A 24,693-nucleotide genomic window follows, 5' to 3' on the forward strand; every position below is an offset into this window, starting at 1 on the left:
TTCAGGATGCACCGGGCACCGCGAGTGCGGCTACTCGACCGGTTCCTCCTCCGGAGCAGCCGGAGCCTCGGTGGGCGGCGCTTCACCCGCAAAGCCCTTGTGGATGAGCTCACGCGCGTACTCGTAATCAGGCGTGATGTCCTCAATCTCAAGCACCGGTGGTGCCAGATCAACGCGTACGTTGTCGTCGCGGCCACGCGACTTCAATGCCAGATCGGCCACGAGGCCAACCGCGCCCTCAGGAATATCGGTACGCACGACCTCTTCGATCGCCTTCAAGATCTGGCTCGAACGCGACATCATCGCCTTCGGCAACTGCGCGATGATCGCATCCTGCAACTCACGCTGACGCTTCATACGGGCGTAGTCGGTGGTCTCGTAGCGACTGCGGGCGTACCAGAGCGCCATCTCACCGTTGAGCGTCTGCTTGCCCGGTTCGATGTACACCGATGGCGGCTGCCAGTCTGGCGAGCCGTCGTCGTTAATGCCCAGCCCCACGCGCTCCTTAACGTCGACCTCAACGCCACCCATCGCATCCACCAGCGCCGCGAAGCCGCTCATGTCGACCATCACGTAGTAGTGAATCTGCAGCCCGGTAATCCACTCGACCGCATCGCGCGTCGCTTCGATACCCGGGTCAGAGCCGTGCGCCTTGGCATCGGCGTACATGTCGTAGTCGTAGGTGGTGACCTCGGTATAAACCGAGTTCAGGTAGCAAACGTCAACCGCGCAGCTGTCGTAGCTTTCGGGGTACATCTCTTGCATCGGCCCCTCGCTGAACGAGAAGCCGGTGAGCGTACGCGGCAGCCCCACCGTGGTGAGCTGGCCCGACACCGAGTCGAAGCTCATCACACTGATCGAGTCGGGGCGCGTACCCTCACGGTCTTCACCAGTGTCGCCACCGAGCATCATGATGTTGATGCGACCATCGCTCGGGAACTTCATGCCGGCGTTCTCGTCACCAAAGAGGTTCGACACTGCCGTGCGCACCGCAAACACCTGTGAAGTGAGATACCCGGCGACAAAGACCGGAATCACACCGATGATCAGCGCGAGCGCGAGGATGAGCCCGCGAGCCATCGCATCCACCCGAAACAGCTGCACTTGCCGCACCGTTTCGAGCACGGTCAGACACATCCACAGCCCCAGGACAAGGATGCACAGACCCAAGATCGTGAGCCCCCACCAGGTAGAGAGCACAAAGAAGAGCGGTCCGCGGAACACGAAGAACAGCAGCACCGTTACCAGCAGCGCCAACAACACACCGAGCCAGATGCGCAGGCCGAGCCGACCGAATCGGCGGTTGCCGGCGAGCAGCGGACCGGTGCCCGGAATCACCAGGTTCGAGCCCAGCAGCCACCAGGCACGACGCGTCATGAACTCCGGCGAACTGGTGTCAGGATGGCGCAGCGGACGGTTGCTCATGAGCCCCAAGCCTACGGCGCGATCCTCAAAAGAGGCGGGCGACCACGCCCTACAGCTGCTGCTGCAGTGCGGCGGCCTTGTCGGCCACCATGTCGGTCAGACCGTCGGCGTATGCCTGCAGCTTCTCGGCAACCGCAGCGTCGGTTGCGCCGAGGATGCGCGCGGCAAGGATCCCCGCGTTTGTTGCGTTTCCAATCGAAACGGTCGCGACCGGAATCCCACCGGGCATCTGCACGATCGATAGCAGCGAATCCATGCCGTCGAGGTACTTGAGCGGCACCGGTACGCCGATTACCGGCAGCGTGGTCATCGACGCGACCATGCCCGGCAAGTGAGCCGCACCACCGGCGCCGGCGATGATGACCTGCAGGCCACGCTCACGGGCACTGCGCGCATAGTTGACCATCTTGTCGGGCGTGCGGTGCGCCGAAACAACGTCGACCTCGCAGGCGATACCGAACTCGGCACACATTTCGTAGGCGGCCTTCATCGTCGGCCAGTCCGAATCCGAACCCATGATGATGCCAACGCGGGGCTGTTCGTTCTGCACGGTAAGTCCTTAGTATCTGTGGTTTCGAGTAGGTCTTGGATGTGTGAGTGGTTGCGTGCGATTAGTCGTCGAACACGGCGGCCGCGGCGCGCGCCACGAAGGCGACCTGTTCGAGTTCGCTACCAGCAACGTTGACGTGACCGACCTTGCGGCCGGGGCGTGCATCCTTGCCGTACGTGTGCAGCTTTGCTTCGGGGAATTGTGCCATCGCGGTAGCGAATCGGTCGGTGATGGCCTCGCCTTGCGGTCCGCCAAGAATGTTGATCATGACCGTCGCGGCTTCGCGCGGCGCCGGGTCGCCCAGCGGCAGGTCGAGCACGGCGCGCAGGTGCTGCTCGAACTGGCTCGTGCGCGAACCGTCAATGGTCCAGTGTCCCGAGTTGTGGGGGCGCATGGCGAGTTCGTTGACCAGGATGCGGTCGTCGGTCGTTTCGAACAGTTCGACCGCGAGCACACCGGTGACGTCGAGGCCCGAGGCGATCGACTCAGCAATTTCGTGAGCGACTTGGTGGATGCGCGGGGTTGCGTGCGGTGCGGGTGCCATGACTTCCTTGCACACGCCATCGACCTGCACCGTCTCGACGACCGGCCAAGCCGCCATCTGCCCAGATGGACGACGAGCAACCAGCTGCGCGAGTTCGCGGCGGAAGTCGACGAGCTCTTCCACAAGCAGTTCGTCGAAGTCGGCGAACCAGTCGGCGACCTCGGTTCCTGCGGTGACCTTGCGCACGCCGTGACCGTCGTAACCGCCGCGCGGAGTCTTCACGATCGCCGCACCGCCGTGCTCGTCAATGAACGCCTGCAGTTCTTCAGCGTTACGAACGCCCGCCCAATCAGGCATCGGCACTCCGACTTCGGCGAGGCGTCGACGCATTTCGAGCTTGTCCTGCGCGAACTGCAGCGCGTCGGGGCCGGGGTGCACGGCGACTCCGTCGGTAACGAGTGCGCGCAGCACGTCTTGCGGCACGTGTTCGTGGTCGAAGGTGATGACGTCAACGTCCTTCGCGAACGTACGAACGGTTTCGAGGTCGCGGTAGTCACCGACGGCGCTTGCGGCGAGTCGAGCGGATGCGTCCGGTTTCTCTGCCAGCACGCGGATTTCGATGCCGAGCGCAATCGCGGGCGGCACCATCATGCGGGCAAGCTGTCCGCCGCCAACTACGCCAACTACCGGTACGCCCATTACCTGCATCCTTCGTTCAAGTTCGTGCCCATATCCCTGCGGTGACGGATGCGGATGGCCGAGCCGAGTGCATCCATACAGGTCACGGATCCCCGTGAATTACCGTTCGTATTCTTCCACTACCGGCGGAAATTGCCCACTCATGCAAGAATCGAAGGGCTCTTTGGCGCCTGACCGGCGCCAGGCAGATCGGCGACACCGATCTTTCCACTCATTGACGAACCCTGTCTGGACCCTGTTTTGCGCAACTCTTCCGAACTACCCGAATGGCAAGACTGCCCGAATCCACAATCGGGACCGATCGCCATCATCGCGGCAAATGAATCGGATGCGCAGATCCACCCGCAGCACCACCCGGTGCGCTGGAGCGGGGCGTGGTGGAAGGCGCTGACTTCGCAGTTCATGAAGTTTGGACTCGTTGGCGGACTCGGCATCGTCGTTGACCTCGGCGTGTTTAACGCGCTGCGGTTGACGGTGCTCGCCCCCGAGGTAGTGGGCTGGGGCCCGATGGCGGCCAATGTAATCGGCACGCTCGTGGCGATCGCGTTCAACTGGGTCGGTAACCGGCTGTGGACGTTCCGTCACGAACGCCACCACAAGTCCACCTGGCACGAGGCCATGGAGTTCCTGCTTGTAAGCCTCGCGGGAATGATCATCAGCCTGATTCCGCTGTGGGTCACGCACTACATGCTCGAGTGGACGACGCCACTGGCCGACAACCTGTCGAAGATTGTGGGTATCGGTGTCGGTTCGCTGTTCCGCTTTGCGCTGTACCGCTGGTGGGTCTACTCCCCCAAGCGCATTCAGCGACACGAGCACGCGTCGCTGTAGCAACCGCATCCTCGAACTGACGCCCGCGCCGACTTGCCGCGGGCGTTGTTGTTTCCGACCGAACGAATCTCGACTGTGCGGTGTCGTTTGACTCATCAAATGCGAGCAAATGCCCGCAATTCCACCCGAATGTGTCGAAAATGATGAGTCAAACGACGTGTCAGCGATGTCAGGCCTGTTTACCGGGCTCGAAGAACGTCCGAAGTCTAAGAACGCACGACAACTATGAAGCGGGGCGGTGGAGTTTGCACTCCACCGCCCCGCTTCGGCATCCCGCTCACCGGGATGCACCAAGGTAACTAGGCCGCGTCGATGGCCTCAGCCAGCAGCTCGAGACCCTTGTTGAGGTCGTCGAGGTCGATGTTCAGCGGCGGCAGGAACTTCAGCACCTGGTCCTTCGAACCGGCGCACTCGATAATGAGGCCGCGCTCGAACGCCGCCTTGCTGACGCGTGGCGCCCAGGTGTCATCAGCCGTTGCTTCAAAGCCGAGCACCAGGCCACGGCCGCGCAGCTCAAGACCAAGCTCAGGCTTGGCCTCGGCGATCTTGCCCAGTGCCGCGCGAATGATCTCGGCGCGCTCGGCGATACCCTGTTCGAACTTGTCGTCAGTCCAGTACGTCTCGATGGCGCGACGTGCACCAACGAACGACAGGTTCAGGCCACGGAAGGTACCCGAGTGTTGACCCGGCTTCCAGATGTCCAGCTCGCGGCGGATGAGCAGCAGCGCCATCGGCAGACCGTAGCCACCGATCGACTTCGACAGCGTGACGAAGTCCGGCACGATACCGGCTTCTTCCCAGCTGAAGAACTTGCCGGTACGGCCGCAACCAACCTGAATGTCATCGGCGATGAGCAGCACGTCGCGGTCTTCGGTGATCTTGCGCAGGCGCTGCAACCACTCGGTCGATGCGACGCGGATGCCGCCCTCAGCCTGAATGGTTTCGAGGATGACCGCGGCTGGCTTGTCGACACCGCTGTGGGTGTCGTCGAGCATGCGCTCGAGCAGGTCGAGCGTGTCAACGCCCTCGCCAAGGTAGCCGTCAAACGGCAGGCGGGTGATGTTGCCGAGGTTGACGCCGGCGGCGTCGCGGAAGTTCTTACCGGCGGTCGCAGAAACCGCACCGAGCGTGCATCCGTGGAACGCATTCGTGAACGCGATCACGTTGCTGCGGCCGGTGGCCATGCGGGCAAGCTTGAGGGCTGCCTCGATAGTGTTTGTGCCGGTCGGGCCGGTGAACTGCACCTTGTAGTCCAGACCGCGCGGTTCAAGGATGTGGCGCTCGAAGGCCTCGAGGAAGGCGCGCTTCTGCTCGGTCGCCATGTCAAGACCGTGCGTGATGCCATCGCCTTCGATGTAGTCGAGCAGGGCCTGCTTGAACTCGTCGTTGTTGTGTCCGTAGTTCAGGGTTCCGGCACCGGCAAAGAAGTCGATGTATTCGCGGCCATCTTCGGCCGTGATGCGGGCGCCCTTCGCCTTGCTAAACACCGTCGGGAAGGAGCGGATGTACCCGCGCACTTCGGACTCACGGCGTTCAAACACTTCCATGTTCATGGAGTCCTCCAAATATTGTTCCGACGCTCGCCTTCGCAGCGCCAGTGGTTCGTTCGTTGCCGGTGGGCAGCGAAGTTTCGGCTGTGCATCCGCCAAATGCTGACTCTTGGCCGCATTGCGTTCGCAGCGCTCGGGAGTAAACCCTACTCGCCAAACGCTCCGGATAGCTCACGAAGTGCTGCGGAAACCGTGACGACATTTGGCACATCGTTGAGTTCGAGCACCCGGCCATCGAAGCCCGTCAGGCGGATGGTTCCCGAGCCAAAGAGCTTCTGCCACCCGTTTTGCCGCGTAACAACCGAAGCGACCTGGTGGTGCAGCATTTCGCCGCTCTGCCCCTTGCTGAGGCTGCCGCGACTGGTGGTGCGCTTCGAAGTGACGGTGAATCGCTGTCGCAGCCACACGATCAGCGGCGCCAAGCCCAAAAGCAGTGTCAACGCGACACCGATGAGCAAGTACGAGATGCCGCTGCCCGCTTCGCGCAGTTCGCTTGTGCTGAAGCCAAGGAAACCGGCACCGACGATCATGGCGATGCTCGGCAAAATGACGCCCCGGGCGTGGCGGTGGATGCGCGCAATCACGACCTCGGGCGCGCCGTTCTTGCCGTTGACGCGGGGCGCTGGGGCGCTCACCTGGGTCGGCAGCGGCGCATCCAGACGGTAGTGAATGTCACTGACGTTGCCGGCTGGTGGTTGCTGCGGCGCCGCGGGCTGTGGTTGCGGCGCATATTGGGCATGCGGCGGGAACGGCTGGTAACCCGGCTGCTGGCTCGCGCCTGGTCCGCCGAATTGCGGTGCCGCATCCTTGTTTTCGGATTTGCGAAACGGCAGTTTCACGATGCCTGCCCCTCTCGTACGCGCAGATGAGTGATGTCGCCGACGTGCACCGAAAACTCGGGTGCAGCGGCGGGTTCGGTGGTCGAGTCGGCCGCGAATGCCCGCACCCGCAGACGTCCGTCGCGTTCGAGCCCGAGCGCGGTGCCCCGCTTAATGTCGCCATCGGCGAGCGTGACCTCGACCGGGCAGCCGAGCGTCACGCAGTGCGCCGTGAGTTCCTCGTGCAGGCCGCTGGCGGCGGCGTCACCGCCGTTTGCAATCAAGTTGCGGATGCGGTCAGCAAGCTCCCCCGCGTACCGTTCCGCCAGTTCTGTGGCCGCGATCTCGACGCCGTGCTCGGCGAGCGAGGTTGCCTGCGGCAGCGCCCCACCGGTGCGCGCCAGATTCACGCCCGTGCCGATCACGCAGGCGAACTCGGCGCCGCCATCAACGACGCCGAGCACTTCGCCGAGAATCCCGGCAACCTTCTGCTCGGCGATCAACACGTCGTTCGGCCATTTGATGCCGCAGTCGAGGTTTGGTGCCACCGCCACGAGTGTCGCGCGCAGGGCAGCACCGGCGGCCAACGCGACCCAACCGATCGACTCGCGGGCCGCATCCGCCGGAAACCGCACGAACGTCGACATTGCGAGCGATGCGCCCGGGGTATCGACCCACTCGCGGTCGAGCCGGCCGCGGCCAGCGGTCTGTGACGTCGTGGCGATCGTCGCGAACGGTGCGATCGACTGCTCGGCCACAAAGCGGCGGCGAAGTTCGTCGTTGGTCGAATCCACCTGCGCCAGCCACTCGACGGCCGCGCCGTTGGCGGTGTTTGGGGTGCCGGATGCATCCGGTTGCGATGCGGTCATCGGCGCTCCTCTGTTGTTGCGGTGGCAGGGTCTTGCGGCGGTAGGTTGTTGCGGTGGCAGGGTGTTGCGACCGCCAGGCTGATACGACAGCCAGTCGGCGTTTGGGCCCAAACAAGCATGAGCCAAGAATGGGACAAGCCTAGCGAGCGCGCACGCAAAGTCGCGGGCATGACCGGGGCGCTGCGGAAGGCGAACACTTCCCGCGATTCCCACCCCATCCATCCAACGACTGATTTTGGTGGTTTCCTCAAGAAAACCGACCGAGTAATGCACGGTTTTATCTAGTCGCTCGCAGGCCAGCGCGTATAGAGTGGGCGGAATGAACGACAAGCCCGCCGACGACCAGCTCGTGGACCTCACGACCGCAGGTCGCATCAAAGAGCTCCACGACCGCCACGCCGAGGCCGTCACCGACGCCGAAGCTGCCGCTGCTGAAAAGCAGCATGCCAAGGGCAAGAACACCGCTCGCGAACGCATCCTGGCGCTGCTCGATCCCGGCTCGTTCGTGGAATACGACGAGTTCGTGCGCCACCGCGCCACCTCGTTCGGTATGGAGAAAAAGCGCCCCTACGGCGACTCGGTCGTTATCGGCACGGGCACGATTCACGGCCGCAACGTCGCGGTCTACTCACAGAACTTCACCGTGTTCGGCGGCTCGCTCGGCGAAGCTGCGGGCGCCAAGATCGTCAAGATCATGGAGCACGCGCTCAAGACCGGCGTGCCCATCATCGGCATCCTCGACTCGGGCGGTGCGCGCATCCAAGAAGGTGTCATTGCGCTCGGAAAGTACGGTGAGATTTTCCGGATGAACACGGCCGCGTCCGGCGTCATCCCGCAGATTTCGATCGTCATGGGTCCGGCGGCCGGTGGCGCGGTCTACTCCCCCGCACTCACCGACTTCGTCATCATGGTCGACAAGACCTCGCACATGTTCGTCACCGGACCAGACGTGATCAAGACCGTCACCGGTGAAGACGTGGGCATGGAGGAGCTCGGTGGCGCGCTCGCGCACAACCAGACTTCCGGCGTCTCGCACTACCTCGCATCCGACGAAGAAGACGCCCTCGACTTCGCCCGCAACCTGCTGAGCTACCTTCCCGACAACAACCTGGCAGAACTGCCCACCTACGAAGCCGGCGCCGAATACGAAATCACCGACGCCGACCGGGTGCTCAACACGATCATTCCCGACTCGACCTCGCAGCCGTACGACGTGCTCAAGGTCATCGAAACGATCGTCGACGACGGCGAGTTCCTGGAGATTCAGGAGCTGTTCGCGCCCAACATCGTGGTCGGTTTTGCGCGCATCGAGGGTTCGCCGATTGGCATCATCGCCAACCAGCCGAACCAGATGGCCGGCACGCTGAACATCGACGCCGGCGAAAAGGCCGCGCGCTTCCTGCGGATGTGTGACTCATTCTCGATTCCGATCGTCACGCTGGTTGACGTGCCCGGCTACCTGCCCGGCACCGACCAGGAGTGGAGCGGCGTGATTCGCCGCGGTGCGAAGCTGCTCTACTCGTACGCCGAAGCCACGGTGCCGCTCGTGACCGTAATCCTGCGCAAGGCCTACGGCGGTGCGTACATCGTGATGGGTTCGAAGGCGCTCGGCGCCGACCTGAACTTTGCTTGGCCGACCGCCGAGATCGCCGTTATGGGCGGACAGGGCGCGGTGAACATTCTGTACCGTCGCGATATCGCGGCCGCTCGCGAAGCGGGCGAGGATGCGGATGCGCTCGGTAAGAGGCTCGCAGATGAATACACGTACAACGTGGCGTCGCCATACTTGGCGGCCGAACGCGGTGAGCTCGACTCGATCATTGAGCCAGCCGCGACCCGCGTGACCATCATGAAGGCGCTGCGTTCGCTGCGCTCGAAGCGCGCATCCATGCCGCCGAAGAAGCACGGAAACATTCCGCTCTAATGGCCGAACAACCGAAGGTCCGCATCCCCGACCTCGACTTGAGCGACTCGCTCGAGCCGGGTGATGGGCAGATCGTGGGCGGTAACCCCAGCACCGACGAAATTGCGGCGATTGCCGCCACGCTCGGTGTGCTGTTTAACGAGGGCGTGGCAGTCGACCGCCCACGCGACCGCGTGAAACGACTTTCGCCTTGGCAGACGACGCAGCGCCCGCTGCGCGGCGGCACTAGCCCAAACGATCCGTTGTTCGGCCGCTTCCGTTAGCACCGCTCGGCTCTAGACGCCAGACCCGACCGAGGTTGCCGTTCACTAGGCAGCCTCGGCCTGCCCCGCCTCGGCAGGCAGCGCCGGGCAGGCAGTGCCGGGCTGTTCAACCTCGAGCAGCCTGGAATTTTGTTGCAAATACGCACCATCGAGCCGTATATCGGCATGCCCACGCCTATATGCAACAAATTTCCAACCGGTGCGTTGCCGGTACGAGCACGGCGTCCAAACAGCCAGACACCCCATGAGCTGTCAGCTCAACCCCACCGGCAAGAATTGTTGCCGCTGAGCGCCTACGAAACATATATGTGGACGAACCCTCCCCTAGGCAACAAATTTTGCCGGGGCTCGAAGCACCGCCTCGCCTGAACCCGCACACCGTCGCCCGCCTAAGCTCAGACGCCGTGCCATGACCGGCCGGGACCCCAATACCCCCAATTACTGAGAATGCGACTCATTAGGCTAAGCTCAGGGGGTCCCGGGCCGCTCGGCCCTCCGCATCCCGATGCGCATCTGCGCTGGAAAGACCTTCATGTCCGTCTCCGTATTTGGGCGCCGCACCATCGGCGCCACCCAGCGGGTCACGGCCACGATCGCTGCGTCGCTCGTCGCCGTCTCCTCCCTGCTACTGCCAAATCTCGCTGATCCCGCCAGCGCCCTCGAACCGGGCGCAATCCCCAACGACTCGGGCCTACACATCGCCGAAAAGGGCCACGTCGACAGCCCCAAGGTGTTCGAAGAGAACGGCGAACTGCATCTTTACACCGAGCACACCGGCACGCGCCCCATCGACCAGGCCATCCACAACCTCGGCCACGGCTACACCAGCGACGGTGCCCAGAACTTCATCTTCACGGTCCCGAACGACCCGGGCCTCGCGTTCCTCGGCGAACCCGGCACCAACCTGTTCATGTCGCCACAGGTCTCGAACCTGCCACACGATCCGATCTGGGCCGGATTCGGCGCCGACGCGAATGTACCCATCGAGCAGTACCGCGACACGCTATTCAGCCTCGACCTCATCTCGGCCAACGGCCCCGGCGCGGTTGAGCTGTTCCGCTGGTCGCCGGGCTGGGGCGAGGATGAACCTGGCATCATCACGCGCATGCTGAGCACCGAAGACCCGCGTTACCGCAGCGCCGAACTCACGGCGGGCAGCCACACGCACAACTACACGACATTCAGCCACCCGGGTCGCTACGAAATCACCTACCGCGCCACCGCTCGCAAGACCGATGGCACGCTGATCTCGTCGAAGGAAGTCACCACCCAGTGGCAGGTCGGGGGCAACCGCCCCGGCGCCGCAATGGCATCGGTAACAACTGCTCCGGCTGGCGACAAGGCCGAGTTCAGCATCGCGCCCGCAACCGAGGTCGAGGGCAAGGATGCGGCAGTCAAGGACAAGCTCAGCACGCTGCGTGTTTCGGCTCCCGCGACTGCTGAAGGCACTGCCGAGTTCACCGTCAACGGCTTCCACCTCGCCACCGTCAACCTCAAGGACGGCACCGCGGCATTCCACGAGCTGCTCCCCGCAGACGACAGCCAGTACCAGGTAACGGTGCGGGATGCGGCCGGCAAGGTTTCGTACACCTCTGCGGCAATCACCCCGGTCGACGGCAAGGCGACGACAACCGAAACCGGCACCCCGATCGCGCCAATGCCGCACGCATCCGAGCCGTTTACTGCCGCCGAAGTCGACGTCGCCGCAGCCGACGTGACCGGCACACTCAAAGATTCCGGCAATGGTCTACACACGCTCTCCCTGAAGTTCGCCGACCCGAATTTCCGGGGCTTCATCACGCTCGGCCAATACGCCACCGTCTCGGATAACCTCCCGGACGCAACGTACGATGACGTCGTCGCCGGTGGCACCGCCACGGTGCAGGTGCCATCGAGCTACCTCGACTACGGTGGCGATGCGCTCAAGATCCGCGTGGCACCGCATCCGCTGATGCGCAACGCCCACACGACGAACGTAACGCTCACCGAGTCGCTCGAACTCGACAAGCCGGTAGCGACCGAGTTCGCACTCAAGCTCGATGACGCGGCGGCACCGACCACGGAACCAACGCCCAAGCCGACCGCAGAGCCAACTAGCGAGCCAACGGCATCCCCGTCGCCGAAGCCAGGCGCCCCGGCAACCTGCCAGGACCGCCTGCTCATCGACAAGGGCCACCTCGACATCGCACTCCTCGGCGACACTAACGCCATCAACGTCAAGATCAAGGACGACAGCCGCATTGGTGCGCCCGGAGCGGCTGACCGCGACGGCGACGAGATTGCGCTGGTTGTTGGCGACCACGCCAAGACCGAACGCTCCGACAAGCAGACCGGCCCGGTTTGGGATGCAGTGTTCGCTCCCGTAGGCGAGCCCACCTGGGTATTGCCGTTCGACCAGAACTTCACGCTGCCGTGGCCCGGCTACAGCACTGACCGTGTTGCCCCCGGCGCCTTCGACCGCTACGAGTTGCACCTCACCAATGCCGAGGGCCCCGGTGACGTGGCACTGTTCGCGCCCGATGGGTTCAGCGGCACCCCGAAGGTAATCCTTGGCACGCGAGATGGTGCGCCACGCACCATTGACATCCCGGGTCCGGCGCACGCCCACGCGGGTTGGTCGTTCACCAAGCCGGGTAACTACGAGCTGACGCTCAACTACACGGCGATCCGTGCCGATGGCAGCAAGGTCGAGTCGAACCCGATCACCGTGATGTTCGTTGTTGGCAACGAGGCCAAGGCCGAGTTCTGCAAGGATGCGGCCCCCACCGAGACTGCGGAACCTGCGGCATCGACCGAGCCCGCAGCACCTGCTGCATCACCTGCCCCTGCAGAGCCGGCACAGCCAGAGGCCACCGAAGCAGCTGTCGAACCGGCCGCGACTCCGGTACCGGGTGCTCCGAACCTGACAGCTGACGGCGCCGTGGCACCAGCAGGCTCAGCACCAGGTTCAGCACCTGCCGCAGATGCTGCTGAAAACTCAGCCGCGCAGACAGCCGATCTCGCCTCGACCGGTGCTGCCGACATCACGCCGACAGTTGCCCTCACATTGGGCATGCTCGCGATCGGCGCGCTGCTCATCTGGCGTCAGCGCTCGAGTGACAACGCGGCCTAGGCACGAAGCGCGCGGTCTGCAACCTAGATAGAACGCAAACCGCCGCTAACCACGAAGCGGGTGGGTGAACCCAACAGTTCGCCCACCCGCTTCATGCGTATCTGTCAGCATCCAACCGCAACGTCATTACTGCGCAACCAAGTCCGAGGCAAGTAACGCCACCGTCACGGCATCCCTGATTCCCGAGTTATTGCGAAGCGAGGCGCGCTGAACACCTTCGAACCGGAACCCACACTTTTCAAGCACTCGGGCTGAAGCACCGTTTGCCTCGTCGTAACGTGCAGACACTCGATTCAAACCGGCTTCGGTCAACAAGTACTGGGCAACCCGCCCCACGGCTTCGGTCGCCAGCCCGTTTCCCCACCAGCGTGACCCAATGCAGTACCCAATCTCCACGGCAGCGATGTCGTCGTCGCTGCCGACAACGCCAATCGACCCGATCAGCTCACCATGATCGCGCGTCGCGATTGCCCATTGAAAGAAATCGTCGCGCGCGTAGCCGGAAACCCAACCGTCGACAATCCTCCGAGTTACGGCCACGTCCGCATGCGGCGGCCACGACAAGAACCGCGAAATCCCGGTATCGCTGCACCAATTGGCATACGCCGCGTCCGCATCCGACACAACGAACCTGCGCAGCACCAAACGATCAGTTTCAAGCGTGACCGTACCTCGAGCATTCATGCCACGAGTGTAGGAGGTCGAAGCACGATCACGACTGCGCGCGGCTACTCAGCGCGCACGAACGACGCCACCGTCTCCACGTGGTGGGTATTTGGGAAAAGATCAAACGCGCGGATGCGGGCGAGTTCGTATCCCTGTTCGCGCAGCAGCCCCGTATCGCGCGCCAACGCCACCGGGTCGCACGCCACGTACACGAGCTGCGCCGGTGCCAACTTGCCCAGTGCCGATACGACATCGCCGCCAGCACCCGAACGCGGCGGGTCGAGCACGACCGTTCCGCGACGCAATGCACCCCGAGTCGCCGCGTCATCGCGCTGCAGGCGCTCGCGCAGGTAACGATCAACGCGGCCCGTCGCAGCCGTCGCGCCCGACCATTCGCGCAGGTTCTGTGCCGCAAATCCCGTTGCGAACGCATCCGCCTCAACCGATGCAATCCGCGCATCCGCACCGATGCGCTCCGCGAGCGCCGCACCCAGCAGGCCGACGCCACCGTACAGGTCAAGGTGCTGTGCGGATGCATCCAGCAGCGTTTCGTCGACCGCTTCGGCAACCGCGCGGTACAGCGTTTCGGCTGCGTGGCGGTGCACCTGCCAGAACCCGCTTTCGGCGAGCGCAAACTCGCGTGCGCCGACGCGTTCGCGGATCGTGCCGCCAGCCCGCGGGGTCTTGCCCTCGCGTACGCGACGCATCCGGACTTCGAGATCGGCCGGAGCCACAAATTCCAGTCGTGCAGGTCCGGTGCCGCCGCGGCGAATCTGGTGCATGGCCGCTTCTTCAATATCGGCAAAGGCCAGTGGCAGCGAGTCGACCGGCACGACGCGGTGCGAGCGTGCGGCGTATGGCCCGACATTGCCAGCTTCGTCGATGTGCAGGGTCAGGCGGGTGCGCCAGCCGGTTCCGCGCGTGGCATCGTCGTCACCAATTGCTTCGACACTGAGCGCCGAAACCGTAGTCGCGTCGAGACCGCCAAAGCGCGCCAGCGCATCCGCCAGTACCCGACGCTTGAGCTCGCGCGAATCCGCCGGCAGCATATGCCCGAACTCGGCACCGCCAGCACGGTCGGCGGGCGCACGGCTGATCGACGCGGCATCCCACACGTGGTCGCGGCGCTCGGCAGCCGCATCCAGCACCTCAACGACGCTGGCACGGGCAAACTTCTTCTGCACCTGCGACACCTCAGCAATCACGCGCTCGCCGGGCAGCGCATCCGCAACGAACACGACGCGACCGTCTTCGTGGCGGGCGATAAACACGCCACCGTGAGCAACATCGGTGATCGTCAGTTCGATACGGTCGCCGGGATTGATTTCGCGGGCGGTCGAGGCTGCAGATTCGGGGCGTGGGCTGGATGCGGTAGTCACAGTTTCGAGCCTATCGGCACGAGTGCCCGTGGCGCGGTTTCTGCAGCACATTTGCGGGTGTCATCGGCTCGGCGTGCGACCACTCGCAACCGCACGCGTCCGCCGAACATCAGCGTTCGCGCAAATTGGTGTGCGTAATCTGCCTATATGAAACTCGTACTTGCTTCGACTTCCCCGGCCCGGTTGGCGGTACTTCGAGCCGCCGGTATCGAGCCGGTGGTTCGCCCGAGTTCTGTCGATGAGGATGCGGTGCTCGAGGCTGCGGGCCGCGACCTCTCACCAGAAGCAACCGTGTTGACGCTCGCTCGCGCGAAGGCACTGGCCGTAGCGGATTCGGAGGCATGGCAGGACATTGACGGCATCGTGCTCGGCGGCGACTCGATGTTTGAGATCGATGGCGAGCTCTGCGGCAAGCCGGGTTCGGCAGCGGCCGCCCGCGAACGCTGGCAATTGCAGCGGGGCAAGACCGGCACGTTGTGGTCGGGGCATTGGATGGTGGACCGTCGCGCCGGTCACGACGGTGCCGTTGGCGTCGGCGCGGTGAAGTCGGCGCGCGTCACGTTCGTTGACGACCTCAGCGATGCCGAGATGGATGCGTATATCGCGACGGGTGAGCCGATTTGGGTTGCCGGTGCGTTCACCATTGACTCGCTCGGTGGCCCGTTCATTGAGCGCATCGAGGGCGACCCGTCGACCGTTATCGGGATCTCGTTGCCGGTCGTGCGGCGCCTGGCTGCACAGCTTGGTGTTTCGTGGCCCGAGTTCTGGAACCGACCGGGAGCAGCGAGCTAGCGGCAGACGTTCGCGAGTGACCGCATCCGTTTAGCTCTATTCAGTAGCTTCACAGCAACCAGAGGACTTTCCGCATCGACGGACCATCTAACCGACGCATCCGCTCACCCGAGAAAGCGAGTCGACATGTTGCAACGAACAAAGCTGTTAGTGATCGCCGCCGGTGCGCTGCTCTGCCTGAGCGCCTGTGCGACCGAGAAAACACCGTCCACTCTTCCCGTTAACGCCGAGGAGACGGGCGACATCGGGCAGTCTGCCCCTCCGGGAGCCTCGACTTCAGAGGGCGAAGGCCCCGAAATCAATTGCGCGAGCATCTTCGAGAAGAAGGGCATTTTCGAAAATGAAAGCCAGGCCGGTTGGGGCCTGAAACATCAGGTCGCCGTGACCGGTGGCGAGTTCGACCTCCCGATCCCCGGGCACCTCGTGTCAGACGAAACAGGCCACCCAGTTCCGACCGACCAACGCCCCACCGTTGACCCAATTGCGGTCGACCGTGCGATGGAATGCTCGATCTACGGCGAAAGCCCCGAAGTTTCAGTCCACTACTGGTACGTCAAGCCCACCGACTTTGACGCCGACGAGTTTGAATCCATGATCCAAAGCGACCTCGAAATGCAGGGCAGCCGCTTGAATGGCTTCTCCTCCATGAAACGTGACGGGAATTCAGGCCGATTGGCCTGGGCATATATCGGCGATGACTACTTCATTTGGGGCGACAGCAACATTCCTGACGAGACGCCGGCAGCAGCCATCGACGGCGAATTCGAACCCGCCGACCCGATGGAGTACCTGACGGAAGACGCAGTCACCCAAAGCTGCAGCATGTTCTTCGCTAACCCGTCCGAACACGGCATCTCATTCGGGCACGAAGGCAAGCTTTCGAAGATCACCGGCGGCGACACCGTACTGACGACCAATCGCGATTTTGAGGACGAGTACGAAAACGTCATCTGCGACCAGATCAAGTGGCACGATGGGCCGCTGAGCGACGCCCCAGCCGACCAGCAGCCAACCGGCAAGCCGGTCGCAACCAACGAAGAATGTCGCATCTATGAGGTCGAAGAAGGCTTCCTCTCGGAATGCGGTGACGCCGGCTACGGCATCTCCACCGAGTCTCAGGAAGTCGCTGAGCTCATCCTGCCGCCAAAGTTCCGCGGCTTCGACGGAAAGTAGCCACAACTCCCCTCGCCCAACATACGAATGCGGCCCGGCCAGCTCACCATCAAGGTGAACGGCCGGGCCGAAGCGATTGCATCCGCTATTCGGCGTGCGGGGCCTCCCGTGCCGCCGCGTCTGCCGCCGCGGCCGCATCGCCAGCCGCATCGCCGTCATCGTGCGCGCCCTCGTACTGCGACTCGTGCAGGCGCCAATAAGCACCGCGCGCCGCCATCAGCGAGTCGTGCGTGCCCTGCTCGGCAATCCGCCCGGCTTCCATGACCAAAATGAGGTCCGCATCCCGAATCGTCGAAAGACGGTGTGCGATCACGAAGCTCGTGCGGCCCTTGCGAAGCGCCGCCATTGCCTGCTGGAGCAGCAGTTCGGTACGGGTGTCGACCGAGCTCGTGGCTTCGTCGAGGATGAGCACGGCAGGGTTGGCGACGAACGCGCGAGCAATCGTCACCAGCTGCTTTTCACCGGCCGAAATGTTCGAGGCTTCTTCGTCAAGCACGGTGTCGTAGCCGTCCGGCAGCGAGTGCACGAAACGGTCGACGTATGCCGCGGTAGCTGCCTCGAGCACTTCTGCATCGGTCGCGCTCTGGCGTCCATAACGAATGTTCTCGAGAATCGATCCCTGGAACAGCCACGGATCCTGCAGCACCATGCCGGTGCGCGCACGCAGCTCGCGACGACGCAACTCACCGGTGTCCTGACCGTCGAGCAGGATGCGGCCCGAATCGATGTCGTAGAACCGCATGACCAGGTTGACCAGCGTGGTCTTACCCGCACCGGTCGGCCCAACGATCGCAACCGTCTGGCCCGGTTCAACTGTAAAGCTGAGGTCGGTAACCAGCGGGTTCTCGGGGTCGTAGCTGAAGGATGCGTCCTGGAATTCGATCTTGCCCGGTCCCGGAACGAGCGCGGGTGCGTCGACCGCATCCGGTGTCTCTTCTTCGGCTTCGAGCAGTTCGAATACGCGCTCGGCCGACGCCACGGCCGATTGCAGCGTCGTGGCCATCGACCCGAGCTGCGCCAGTGGCTGCGTGAACTGCTGCGAGTACTGGATGAACGCCTGAACATCACCGAGTCGCAGCTGACCGCTCGCGACCTGCAGACCGCCGAGGATCGCGATACCCACGTACGAAATGTTGCCGGCGAACATCATCAACGGCATCATCATGCCGCTCAGGAACTGTGCGCGCATGGTTGCGCCGAGCAGCTCTTCGTTTTCTTCGGCAAAGCCTGCACGGATTTTCTGCTCGCGACCAAAGACACGAACCAGTGCGTGGCCCGAGAACGACTCTTCAACGCGAGCGTTGAGCTTGCCGGTTGCCTTCCACTGGCCACTAAACGCCTTTTGCGCCTTCGGGCCAATGACCGCGAAGATACCGCCGGTGAGCGGAATCATCACCAGGGCTACCAGCGCCAGCTGCCACGAAATCACGAACATCATGATGAGCACACCGATCACCTGCAGCAGTGAGGTGATCGCGTAGATCAGGGATTGCTGCAGCGAGTTGGTGATGTTGTCGACGTCGTTCGTGACGCGGCTCAGCAGCTCACCGCGCTTAACGCGGTCAAAGTACGCGAGCGGCAGGCGGTGAATCTTTTCTTCGACGCTCTCGCGCAGTCGATACATCGCTTTAACGACAACGCCATTAAGCAGGTAGCCCGACAGGTAGTCGATCGCGTTCGCCACAAAGTAGAGCAGCAACACGAAGAGCAGCGTCTGGCCCAGGCGGTAGAAGTCGATTCCCTCGCCCGGCACGATGTGCATCGCCGAGAGCATCTGCGCAAAGTCGGTCTGTCCCTGCGCTTCGAGCCCGGCAATGACCTGTTCCTTGCTTTGCCCCGCAGGCAGGTGACCACCAACGAAGCCTTCAAAGATGATGTTCGTGGCTTCACCGAGCACCTTTGGTGCCAGTACGCTCACGGTCACCCAAATAATGCCCAGGAAGGTTGCGAGTGCGAACACCCACTTCCAGGGTGCGAACAGACCCACGAGCCGCTTGAAGCTCGCGCCAAAGTTCTTGGCCGGTCGGGTGTCCGCAAAGTCACCCATCTGTGCGGCAGCCGCTGCCGCCGCCTCGTCAAACTCGGGCTCGTCGTTTTCGCCGCGTTCGTCGGCAGTCGTTTGATTCACTGTCTTGCTCATGCCGAAGCCTCCGCGCCGAGCTGCGACTCGACAATTTCTTGATACGTCGTGTTGTCCTGCAGCAGCGTCTCGTGCGTTCCGTCACCAACGATGCGGCCGTCTTCGAGCACCAGGATGCGGTCGGCATCGGCGATCGAGGTCACGCGCTGAGCAACGACAATTTTGGTCACCTCGGGAAGCTCGCGCCACAGTGCCTGCCGCAGGCGCGCATCCGTAGTCAGGTCAAGTGCCGAGAACGAGTCGTCGAATACGAGCACCTTCGGGTTGTGGATGATCGCGCGCGCAATCGAGAGGCGCTGGCGCTGACCGCCCGAAACGTTCGTGCCGCCCTGCGCAATCTTGGACTGCAGTTGGTCGGGCATCTCGCGGACGAAGTCCGCGGCCTGGGCGATTTCAAGCGCACGCCACATGTCGGCTTCGGTCGCGTCTTCGTTACCGAATTTCAGGTTCGATTCAATGGTGCCCGAGAACAGGAACGCCTTTTGCGGTACGTAACCGATCGAGGCCCACATAACGTTTGGATCCGCATCCTTCACCGGCACACCACCCACGCGAATCTCGCCAGCGGTCGCGTCAAACAGACGCGGGATGAGGTTAACGAGCGTGGTCTTACCGGCACCGGTCGAACCGATGATGGCGAGTGTTTCACCAGGATGCACCGCGAACGACACATCGTCGAGCACCGGTTGTTCGGCGCCCGGGTAGGCGAACGAGACGCCCTCGAACTCAACCACTCCGGGAGTCGGCTGCTCGGCCACTCCGTTCTCGGGGAACTCGAGCGTCGAATCGGTGTCGAGTACCTCGTGAATACGTCCGGCGCTCACCGCCGCACGCGGAATCATCATCGTCATGAAGCTGACCATGATAACTCCCATCAGAATCTGCATGGCGTAGGCCATGTAGGCAACGAGCGAGCCGATCTGTACTGAGCCGTCTTCGATGTGCACGCCGCCGAACCACAGCACCGCGATGATGGTGATGTTCATGATGAGCATGGATGCGGGGAATACGAGCACGAACAGGTTTCCGACCCGGCGACCCAGGTCAGCGAAGCGCGCGCTTTCGGTCTTGAAACGCTCGCGCTCAATGTCTTCACGCACGAACGCCCGGATGACGCGAATACCGGTGAGCTGCTCGCGCAGCACGCGGTTGATGGCGTCGGTCTGCTTTTGGTACTTGCTGAATAGCGGCACCATGCGCACGGCAACAAAGGTCACCACGGCGATCAGCAACGGCACCGAAACGGCGATAATCCAGCTGAGGCCAATATCTTGACGCACGGCCATGATGATGCCGCCGATAGCGAGCATCGGGGCCGAAACCATCATGGTGCAGCTCATGAACACGAGCATTTGCACCTGCTGCACATCGTTGGTGTTGCGGGTGATCAGCGATCCGGCTCCAAAGCTCGACAGCTCGCGTTCCGAGAACCCGGCGACGTGGTCGAATACGTCGCGACGCATTTCCATTCCGGCCGTGGTGGCTGCGCGGGCACCGCACCAGATCGCAATAATGCTGCAGGTGATCTGTCCAAGGGCGACCAGCAGCATGAACATACCGGTCTTCCAGACGTAGCCTACGTCGCCGCGGGCAACGCCCTCATTGATGATGTCGGCGTTCAGCGTGGGCAGGTAGAGCGAGCACAGCGCCTGGAACAGCTGGAATACCAGCACCCCGACAAGGAATGGCCATTGCGGCCGCAAATATCGTGCAAGCAGAGAAATCAGCATGCGAATCCTCAAGTACTTCAACCCGCATTATGCGCGGGCATTACGTGCTGCCGCGACAGATCGACGCGACAGCGAGCGGTCGCAATTCAGTGCACCCCAGTGCAATTTGAGCGACAAGATTTAACGCTAGTCCTACTTGCGGATGACCCGGTAGGAAATTCTTGGCACACTGACCGAAAACGGCGGCCACCGTCGCCCTCGGCTCCCTCGATATGGGGCAATTCGACCCGCGATTGGGTAATTTACCCGGCAAAAGTGCCTCGACATTGTGGGGTATCGCTAAACGTGAACCGTGTCGACCGCATAGGCTAGGGGACTATGGCTCGCATCCGTAAAGTCCTTATTGCTAACCGCGGCGAAATCGCCGTGCGCATCATTCGCGCTGCCCGAGACGCCGGCATCGCCTCGGTCGCGGTCTACGCCGACCAGGATCGCGAAGCGCCCCACGCGCGCCTTGCCGACGAAGCCTACGCGCTCCACGGCAGCACCAGCGCGGAAACCTACCTGGTGGCCGAAAAGCTGCTCTCGGTCGCCCGCCGCTCGGGTGCCGATGCGGTACACCCCGGCTACGGATTCCTTTCCGAGAACCCCGAGTTTGCCCGCGCAGTCATCAACGCCGGCCTGATCTGGATCGGCCCCTCCCCCGAAGCGATCGAGGCACTTGGCGACAAGGTCACTGCCCGCCACGTAGCCGAGGCAGTCGGCGCTCCCCTAGCGCCGGGCACGCTCGAACCCGTTGAGACCGCCGACGAGGTCGTCGCGTTTGCGCGCGAAGCTGGCCTGCCGGTTGCGATCAAGGCAGCCTTTGGTGGCGGTGGCCGTGGCCTCAAGGTCGTGCGCGACGAAGCCTCGATTCCGGATGCATTCGAGTCGGCCACGCGCGAGGCCGTGGCCGCGTTTGGTCGCGGCGAGTGCTTTGTTGAGAAGTTCCTCGACCGTCCCCGTCACGTTGAAACGCAGTGTTTGGCGGATGCGCACGGCAACGTTGTCGTCGTATCGACCCGTGACTGTTCGCTGCAGCGCCGCAACCAGAAGCTGGTCGAGGAAGCCCCCGCACCGTTCCTCACCGACGCACAGCGCGAGCTGATGTACGACGCGTCGAAGCGCATCCTGAAACACGTCGGCTACCAGGGCGCCGGTACCTGTGAGTTCCTGCTCGCCAGTGACGGCACCGTGGCGTTCCTTGAGGTGAACACTCGCCTGCAGGTTGAGCACCCGGTGTCCGAAGAAGTCACCGGTATCGACCTCGTGCGCGAGCAGTTCCGCATCGCCGAGGGTGAAGCACTCGGCTACGACGACCCCGAGGTTGTTGGCCACTCGTTTGAGTTTCGCATCAATGGCGAAGACCCGGGCCGCGGATTCCTGCCCGCACCCGGCAAAATTTCGACCTTCGATATTCCTACCGGTCCCGGTGTTCGCGTGGAGTCGGGCGTGCGCGCCGGCGACTCCGTTTCGGGCGCCTTCGACTCGATGCTCGCGAAGCTCATCGTTACCGGTGCCACCCGAGAAGAAGCGCTGGCTCGCTCGCGTCGCGCGCTTGACGAGTTCGAAGTCATTGGTCTACCGACGGTCATTCCGTTCCACCGCGACGTCGTGAACCAGCCGCAGTTCGTTGCCGAAGGCGGCGACTTTGGCGTGTTCACGCAGTGGATCGAAACCGAATACGACAACACCCTCGAACCGTGGGACGGTGAAGCCACCGACGTTGAAGAGCCCGCCAAGCGCCGCGAGGTCGTGGTCGAGGTCAATGACAAGCGCATCGCCGTCTCGTTGCCGGAACGCCTGGTCATCTCGGCCGGTATCGAGCACGGTGGCGTTGGCCGCAATATGGCTGGGCACGCGCCCCGCCGCCGCAGCCGTGCATCCGTTCAGACCGGTTCGGGTAATGCGGTGGCCTCGCCGATGCAGGCCACGATCGTCAAGTTCGCGGTCGAAGAGGGCCAGGCGGTTGTCACGGGCGACCTGCTCGTGGTGCTTGAAGCGATGAAGATGGAGCAGCCACTGACCGCACAGCGCGACGGCATCGTGCGCGGCATTACGGGGGAACCAGGCCAGACGATTTCGGCCGGCACCGTATTGCTGTCGCTCGAGGACGAGTAGCGACTCGTCAGCAACGCACCTGTATTCAGCGCACCTGTACTCAGCGCCCTGGGGTATCGCCTCGGGGCGCTGTTTCGTTGCGTCGCAGCTTCTCCCCTGCTACCCAGGCTTCACCCCGACGCCATCTGCTTGCCCACCCTTCGATTGTGCTACTGTATTAAGTAGCTAATACAGCAATACACAACTAGGGAGGCGATGTGGAGTTCGATACCACCTCACCCATCTGGCTGCAGCTCGTCACCGAGTTCTCACGACGCATCGTGACGAGCCAGTGGCCCGCCGGTAGCCGCATCCCCTCGGTCCGCGAGCTTGCCGCAGACCTCAATGTCAACCCCAACACGATCCAACGAGCGCTTAGCGAACTTGAACGCCTCGAACTCTGCTTCAGCGAACGAACCGCGGGACGATTCGTCACGTCGAACACCGACCGCATCGACACGCTGCGCACCGAGCTCGCGCAAGAAGCCGCCGACACGTTTATCACCAGCGCCAAAGGCTTCGGCATGCAGCCCGAACGCGCGACCCAACTCATCCGTGACCGCTGGGAACAAATCGCAGCGACCGCATCCACACCACCCCAACCACAAAGGGAATCGAAATGACCAGCGAACCCCTCATCCACACCCGCCAACTCACCAAGCGCTACGGCAAGACCCTGGCACTCGACAACTTCGACCTTGACCTCGCCCCCGGCCAGATCGTCGGCCTGCTCGGCGAGAACGGCTGCGGCAAGACAACCCTGCTCAAGACCCTCGCCGGTATGGACCAGGACTTCACCGGCACGGCCCAGATCGCAGGGCACGACATCGGCCCCGAGACTAAGGCACTGGTGTCGTTCCTGCCCGATACCTCGTTCCTTGCCGACAGCGCCAAGGTGACCGAGTGCATTCACTACTTCGACGACTTCTTTGCCGACTTCGACGCCGACAAAGCCCGCGACACCATCGCGTTTTTCGGGCTGGATGCGTCGAGTCGACTGAACGAGATGTCGAAGGGTATGCGCGAGAAGGTGCAGGTGGCCCTCACGATGGCTCGCCGCGCCCGCGTCTTCCTACTTGATGAGCCGATTAGCGGCGTCGACCCGGCAGCACGTCAGGTGATTCTCGACGGAGTCTTGCGCAACCTTGAACCTGAGTCGCTCCTCATGATCTCAACCCACCTCATCCACGACCTTGAGCCCGTGCTCGACAGCGTCGTAATGATGCGCCACGGCAAGCTCCTGCAGCAGGGATACGTCGATGACCTGCGCGCCGAGCACAGCAAGAGCATCGACCAGATTTTTCAGGAGATGTACCGATGATCGCCAAACTGTTCAAACACGAATTCCTCCGCACCCGCATCCGCCTGCTGCAGATTATTGGCGTGAGCGTGCTGGTCGTTGCTGCCGCAGCGCTGTTCGGCGCCATGCAGGTGCCGGTCCTGTCACCGATATTCCTTCTGCTTGCGGTACTCACGGTAATTGCGCTGGTACCCGGCACGCAGTGCTACTTGGCGTTTGACTACTACCGCACCGGATTCGGCAAGGAAGGCTACCTAACCCATGCGCTGCCCGTGCGCGGAGGCAAGATCTTTACTGCGAAGCTGCTGTGGGCATTTGTGGTGTCCGTAGTCATGTTGGTGCTGGCAGTGCTGATGCTCGCGGCGATCTGGCCCTTGCTGGTTGCCGAAGAACCCGAACTGCCCCGCAATCTCTTTGAAGGCATCAGCATGTTTTGGAATGCGATTGCTGCATCACTGCCAGCTTGGCTGCTGGTGCTGATAACCGTATGCGGTCTGCTGATGGTGCTTTCGATGCCGGTGAACCTGTACTTCGCCATTGCGGTCGGATGCGAGAGCAAGCTGCGCCGATTCGGCATCGGTGGCATTGTGCTCGCGTTCGTGATCCTCTACGTGTGCATGCAGCTGCTGTACTTCGTCTCGATCGTGGGCGTTCCATGGGGCATCGGCGAGCTGCCAAACGTACCTGGGCAGGCTGGACTCATCCCCGTCGACTACCTAGGCGCGCTCACCGCAAATGCGTCGCCCGAGGCCTTCCCGCTCGGCATCCTGCCCGCCTCGATGCTCGCCATCGCGCTGGCGATCTGGCGCACGCACCGCTCCTGGAACAAGAAGGTCTCGCTCGCCTAACCGGGGTGGATGCGCTGCCCCGTCGCGTACCGGGCCGGCGCATCCACCCCGGGCTCGCCCG

20 protein-coding genes are annotated in these 24,693 nt (G+C 63.0%); 10 read left to right on the top strand and 10 right to left on the bottom strand.

From position 1 onward, the window contains the following. Nucleotides 1-30 precede the first annotated feature (30 nt). The 3 genes from ZBI01S_RS08115 to ZBI01S_RS08125 all read right to left on the bottom strand — a co-directional run bounded on the left by ZBI01S_RS08115 (nucleotide 31) and on the right by ZBI01S_RS08125 (nucleotide 3,167). Nucleotides 31-1,425: an LCP family protein gene (locus ZBI01S_RS08115; protein ID WP_066058980.1), complete on the bottom strand. Its 1,395-nt coding sequence runs from the start codon at nucleotides 1,423-1,425 to the stop codon at nucleotides 31-33. A gap of 49 nt (nucleotides 1,426-1,474) precedes the next feature. Further along, entirely contained in the window at nucleotides 1,475-1,942 is a 468-nt protein-coding gene (purE, locus tag ZBI01S_RS08120) for a 5-(carboxyamino)imidazole ribonucleotide mutase (RefSeq protein ID WP_066059029.1), read from the bottom strand. 94 nt (nucleotides 1,943-2,036) lie between these two features. Continuing rightward, on the bottom strand, nucleotides 2,037-3,167 hold the full coding sequence (locus ZBI01S_RS08125; RefSeq protein ID WP_083524634.1) for a 5-(carboxyamino)imidazole ribonucleotide synthase: 1,131 nt from the start codon (nucleotides 3,165-3,167) through the stop codon (nucleotides 2,037-2,039). 231 nt (nucleotides 3,168-3,398) lie between these two features. On the opposite strand from ZBI01S_RS08125, the gene ZBI01S_RS08130 reads away from it, so the two are divergent. Continuing rightward, a complete protein-coding gene (locus ZBI01S_RS08130; RefSeq protein ID WP_110477072.1) occupies nucleotides 3,399-3,989 on the top strand; it encodes a GtrA family protein in 591 nt (196 codons plus the stop codon). Between the two features lie 299 nt (nucleotides 3,990-4,288). Here the strand turns inward: ZBI01S_RS08130 and ectB are convergent, their stop codons facing one another. The 3 genes from ectB to ZBI01S_RS08145 all read right to left on the bottom strand — a co-directional run bounded on the left by ectB (nucleotide 4,289) and on the right by ZBI01S_RS08145 (nucleotide 7,226). Beyond that, nucleotides 4,289-5,542, bottom strand: a complete 1,254-nt coding sequence (gene ectB / locus ZBI01S_RS08135; RefSeq protein ID WP_066058986.1) for a diaminobutyrate--2-oxoglutarate transaminase — start codon at nucleotides 5,540-5,542, stop codon at nucleotides 4,289-4,291. A 143-nt stretch (nucleotides 5,543-5,685) separates the two neighbouring features. Then, complete coding sequence (locus ZBI01S_RS08140) at nucleotides 5,686-6,378, bottom strand: PH domain-containing protein (protein ID WP_066058989.1); 693 nt, start codon at nucleotides 6,376-6,378, stop codon at nucleotides 5,686-5,688. After that, nucleotides 6,375-7,226 carry a biotin--[acetyl-CoA-carboxylase] ligase gene (locus ZBI01S_RS08145; protein ID WP_066058991.1) on the bottom strand — a complete coding sequence of 284 codons (852 nt, stop codon included), beginning with the start codon at nucleotides 7,224-7,226 and terminating at the stop codon, nucleotides 6,375-6,377. Before ZBI01S_RS08145 ends, ZBI01S_RS08140 begins: the two co-directional genes overlap by 4 nt. Nucleotides 7,227-7,545: 319 nt before the next feature. Between ZBI01S_RS08145 and ZBI01S_RS08150 the strand changes: the two genes are divergently transcribed. From ZBI01S_RS08150 to ZBI01S_RS08160, 3 genes are all read left to right on the top strand, one after another. Next, the gene (locus ZBI01S_RS08150; RefSeq protein WP_066058993.1) at nucleotides 7,546-9,150 is read left to right on the top strand and encodes an acyl-CoA carboxylase subunit beta; all 1,605 of its coding nucleotides are present in this window, start codon (nucleotides 7,546-7,548) and stop codon (nucleotides 9,148-9,150) included. Further along, complete coding sequence (locus tag ZBI01S_RS08155; protein WP_066058996.1) at nucleotides 9,150-9,413, top strand: acyl-CoA carboxylase subunit epsilon; 264 nt, start codon at nucleotides 9,150-9,152, stop codon at nucleotides 9,411-9,413. Before ZBI01S_RS08150 ends, ZBI01S_RS08155 begins: the two co-directional genes overlap by 1 nt. Nucleotides 9,414-9,945: 532 nt before the next feature. Continuing rightward, a complete protein-coding gene (locus ZBI01S_RS08160) occupies nucleotides 9,946-12,525 on the top strand; it encodes a choice-of-anchor M domain-containing protein (RefSeq protein ID WP_159421473.1) in 2,580 nt (859 codons plus the stop codon). Between the two features lie 126 nt (nucleotides 12,526-12,651). On the opposite strand, the gene ZBI01S_RS08165 is transcribed toward ZBI01S_RS08160, so the two are convergent. Together ZBI01S_RS08165 and ZBI01S_RS08170 are read right to left on the bottom strand one after the other, a co-directional pair. Beyond that, nucleotides 12,652-13,209 (bottom strand): GNAT family N-acetyltransferase, encoded by a 558-nt coding sequence (locus ZBI01S_RS08165; protein ID WP_066059002.1) that lies wholly within the window; start codon nucleotides 13,207-13,209, stop codon nucleotides 12,652-12,654. 44 nt (nucleotides 13,210-13,253) lie between these two features. Then, the gene (locus ZBI01S_RS08170; protein ID WP_066059032.1) at nucleotides 13,254-14,516 is read right to left on the bottom strand and encodes a class I SAM-dependent RNA methyltransferase; all 1,263 of its coding nucleotides are present in this window, start codon (nucleotides 14,514-14,516) and stop codon (nucleotides 13,254-13,256) included. 201 nt (nucleotides 14,517-14,717) lie between these two features. On the opposite strand from ZBI01S_RS08170, the gene ZBI01S_RS08175 reads away from it, so the two are divergent. Together ZBI01S_RS08175 and ZBI01S_RS08180 are read left to right on the top strand one after the other, a co-directional pair. Beyond that, a complete protein-coding gene (locus ZBI01S_RS08175) occupies nucleotides 14,718-15,362 on the top strand; it encodes a Maf family protein (protein WP_066059005.1) in 645 nt (214 codons plus the stop codon). Between the two features lie 126 nt (nucleotides 15,363-15,488). Continuing rightward, complete coding sequence (locus ZBI01S_RS08180; RefSeq protein WP_159421474.1) at nucleotides 15,489-16,535, top strand: hypothetical protein; 1,047 nt, start codon at nucleotides 15,489-15,491, stop codon at nucleotides 16,533-16,535. An 85-nt stretch (nucleotides 16,536-16,620) separates the two neighbouring features. Here the strand turns inward: ZBI01S_RS08180 and ZBI01S_RS08185 are convergent, their stop codons facing one another. Both ZBI01S_RS08185 and ZBI01S_RS08190 read right to left on the bottom strand, forming a co-directional pair. Beyond that, complete coding sequence (locus ZBI01S_RS08185) at nucleotides 16,621-18,675, bottom strand: ABC transporter ATP-binding protein (protein ID WP_066059010.1); 2,055 nt, start codon at nucleotides 18,673-18,675, stop codon at nucleotides 16,621-16,623. Then, the gene (locus ZBI01S_RS08190; protein ID WP_066059013.1) at nucleotides 18,672-20,405 is read right to left on the bottom strand and encodes an ABC transporter ATP-binding protein; all 1,734 of its coding nucleotides are present in this window, start codon (nucleotides 20,403-20,405) and stop codon (nucleotides 18,672-18,674) included. Before ZBI01S_RS08190 ends, ZBI01S_RS08185 begins: the two co-directional genes overlap by 4 nt. A 318-nt stretch (nucleotides 20,406-20,723) precedes the next feature. Between ZBI01S_RS08190 and ZBI01S_RS08195 the strand changes: the two genes are divergently transcribed. From ZBI01S_RS08195 to ZBI01S_RS08210, 4 genes are all read left to right on the top strand, one after another. Continuing rightward, nucleotides 20,724-22,505: an acetyl/propionyl/methylcrotonyl-CoA carboxylase subunit alpha gene (locus ZBI01S_RS08195; RefSeq protein WP_066059016.1), complete on the top strand. Its 1,782-nt coding sequence runs from the start codon at nucleotides 20,724-20,726 to the stop codon at nucleotides 22,503-22,505. Nucleotides 22,506-22,702: 197 nt separating this feature from the next. Then, nucleotides 22,703-23,107, top strand: coding sequence for a GntR family transcriptional regulator (locus ZBI01S_RS08200; protein WP_066059019.1), 405 nt, complete (start codon nucleotides 22,703-22,705; stop codon nucleotides 23,105-23,107). Continuing rightward, nucleotides 23,104-23,805, top strand: coding sequence for an ABC transporter ATP-binding protein (locus tag ZBI01S_RS08205; RefSeq protein ID WP_083524637.1), 702 nt, complete (start codon nucleotides 23,104-23,106; stop codon nucleotides 23,803-23,805). The genes ZBI01S_RS08200 and ZBI01S_RS08205 overlap by 4 nt, the downstream gene beginning before the upstream one ends. Next, entirely contained in the window at nucleotides 23,802-24,632 is an 831-nt protein-coding gene (locus ZBI01S_RS08210) for a hypothetical protein (RefSeq protein ID WP_066059026.1), read from the top strand. The genes ZBI01S_RS08205 and ZBI01S_RS08210 overlap by 4 nt, the downstream gene beginning before the upstream one ends. The last annotated feature ends 61 nt before the right edge of the window (nucleotides 24,633-24,693 follow it).

This window comes from [Zimmermannella] bifida NBRC 103089, from assembly GCF_001570925.1.
GTDB classification, from domain to species: Bacteria; Actinomycetota; Actinomycetes; order Actinomycetales; family Microbacteriaceae; genus Gulosibacter; species Gulosibacter bifidus.

Bases quoted from the DNA above. Each gene is read 5' to 3' on its own strand.
- ZBI01S_RS08115 (WP_066058980.1), bottom strand. From the start codon at position 1,425: ATGAGCAACCGTCCGCTGCGCCATCCTGACACCAGTTCGCCGGAGTTC.
- purE (WP_066059029.1), bottom strand. From the start codon at position 1,942: ATGGGTTCGGATTCGGACTGGCCGACGATGAAGGCCGCCTACGAAATG.
- ZBI01S_RS08125 (WP_083524634.1), bottom strand. From the start codon at position 3,167: ATGCAGGTAATGGGCGTACCGGTAGTTGGCGTAGTTGGCGGCGGACAG.
- ectB (WP_066058986.1), bottom strand. From the start codon at position 5,542: ATGAACATGGAAGTGTTTGAACGCCGTGAGTCCGAAGTGCGCGGGTAC.
- ZBI01S_RS08145 (WP_066058991.1), bottom strand. From the start codon at position 7,226: ATGACCGCATCGCAACCGGATGCATCCGGCACCCCAAACACCGCCAAC.
- ZBI01S_RS08150 (WP_066058993.1), top strand. From the start codon at position 7,546: ATGAACGACAAGCCCGCCGACGACCAGCTCGTGGACCTCACGACCGCA.
- ZBI01S_RS08155 (WP_066058996.1), top strand. From the start codon at position 9,150: ATGGCCGAACAACCGAAGGTCCGCATCCCCGACCTCGACTTGAGCGAC.
- ZBI01S_RS08160 (WP_159421473.1), top strand. From the start codon at position 9,946: ATGTCCGTCTCCGTATTTGGGCGCCGCACCATCGGCGCCACCCAGCGG.
- ZBI01S_RS08165 (WP_066059002.1), bottom strand. From the start codon at position 13,209: ATGAATGCTCGAGGTACGGTCACGCTTGAAACTGATCGTTTGGTGCTG.
- ZBI01S_RS08175 (WP_066059005.1), top strand. From the start codon at position 14,718: ATGAAACTCGTACTTGCTTCGACTTCCCCGGCCCGGTTGGCGGTACTT.
- ZBI01S_RS08180 (WP_159421474.1), top strand. From the start codon at position 15,489: ATGTTGCAACGAACAAAGCTGTTAGTGATCGCCGCCGGTGCGCTGCTC.
- ZBI01S_RS08185 (WP_066059010.1), bottom strand. From the start codon at position 18,675: ATGAGCAAGACAGTGAATCAAACGACTGCCGACGAACGCGGCGAAAAC.
- ZBI01S_RS08190 (WP_066059013.1), bottom strand. From the start codon at position 20,405: ATGCTGATTTCTCTGCTTGCACGATATTTGCGGCCGCAATGGCCATTC.
- ZBI01S_RS08195 (WP_066059016.1), top strand. From the start codon at position 20,724: ATGGCTCGCATCCGTAAAGTCCTTATTGCTAACCGCGGCGAAATCGCC.
- ZBI01S_RS08205 (WP_083524637.1), top strand. From the start codon at position 23,104: ATGACCAGCGAACCCCTCATCCACACCCGCCAACTCACCAAGCGCTAC.
- ZBI01S_RS08210 (WP_066059026.1), top strand. From the start codon at position 23,802: ATGATCGCCAAACTGTTCAAACACGAATTCCTCCGCACCCGCATCCGC.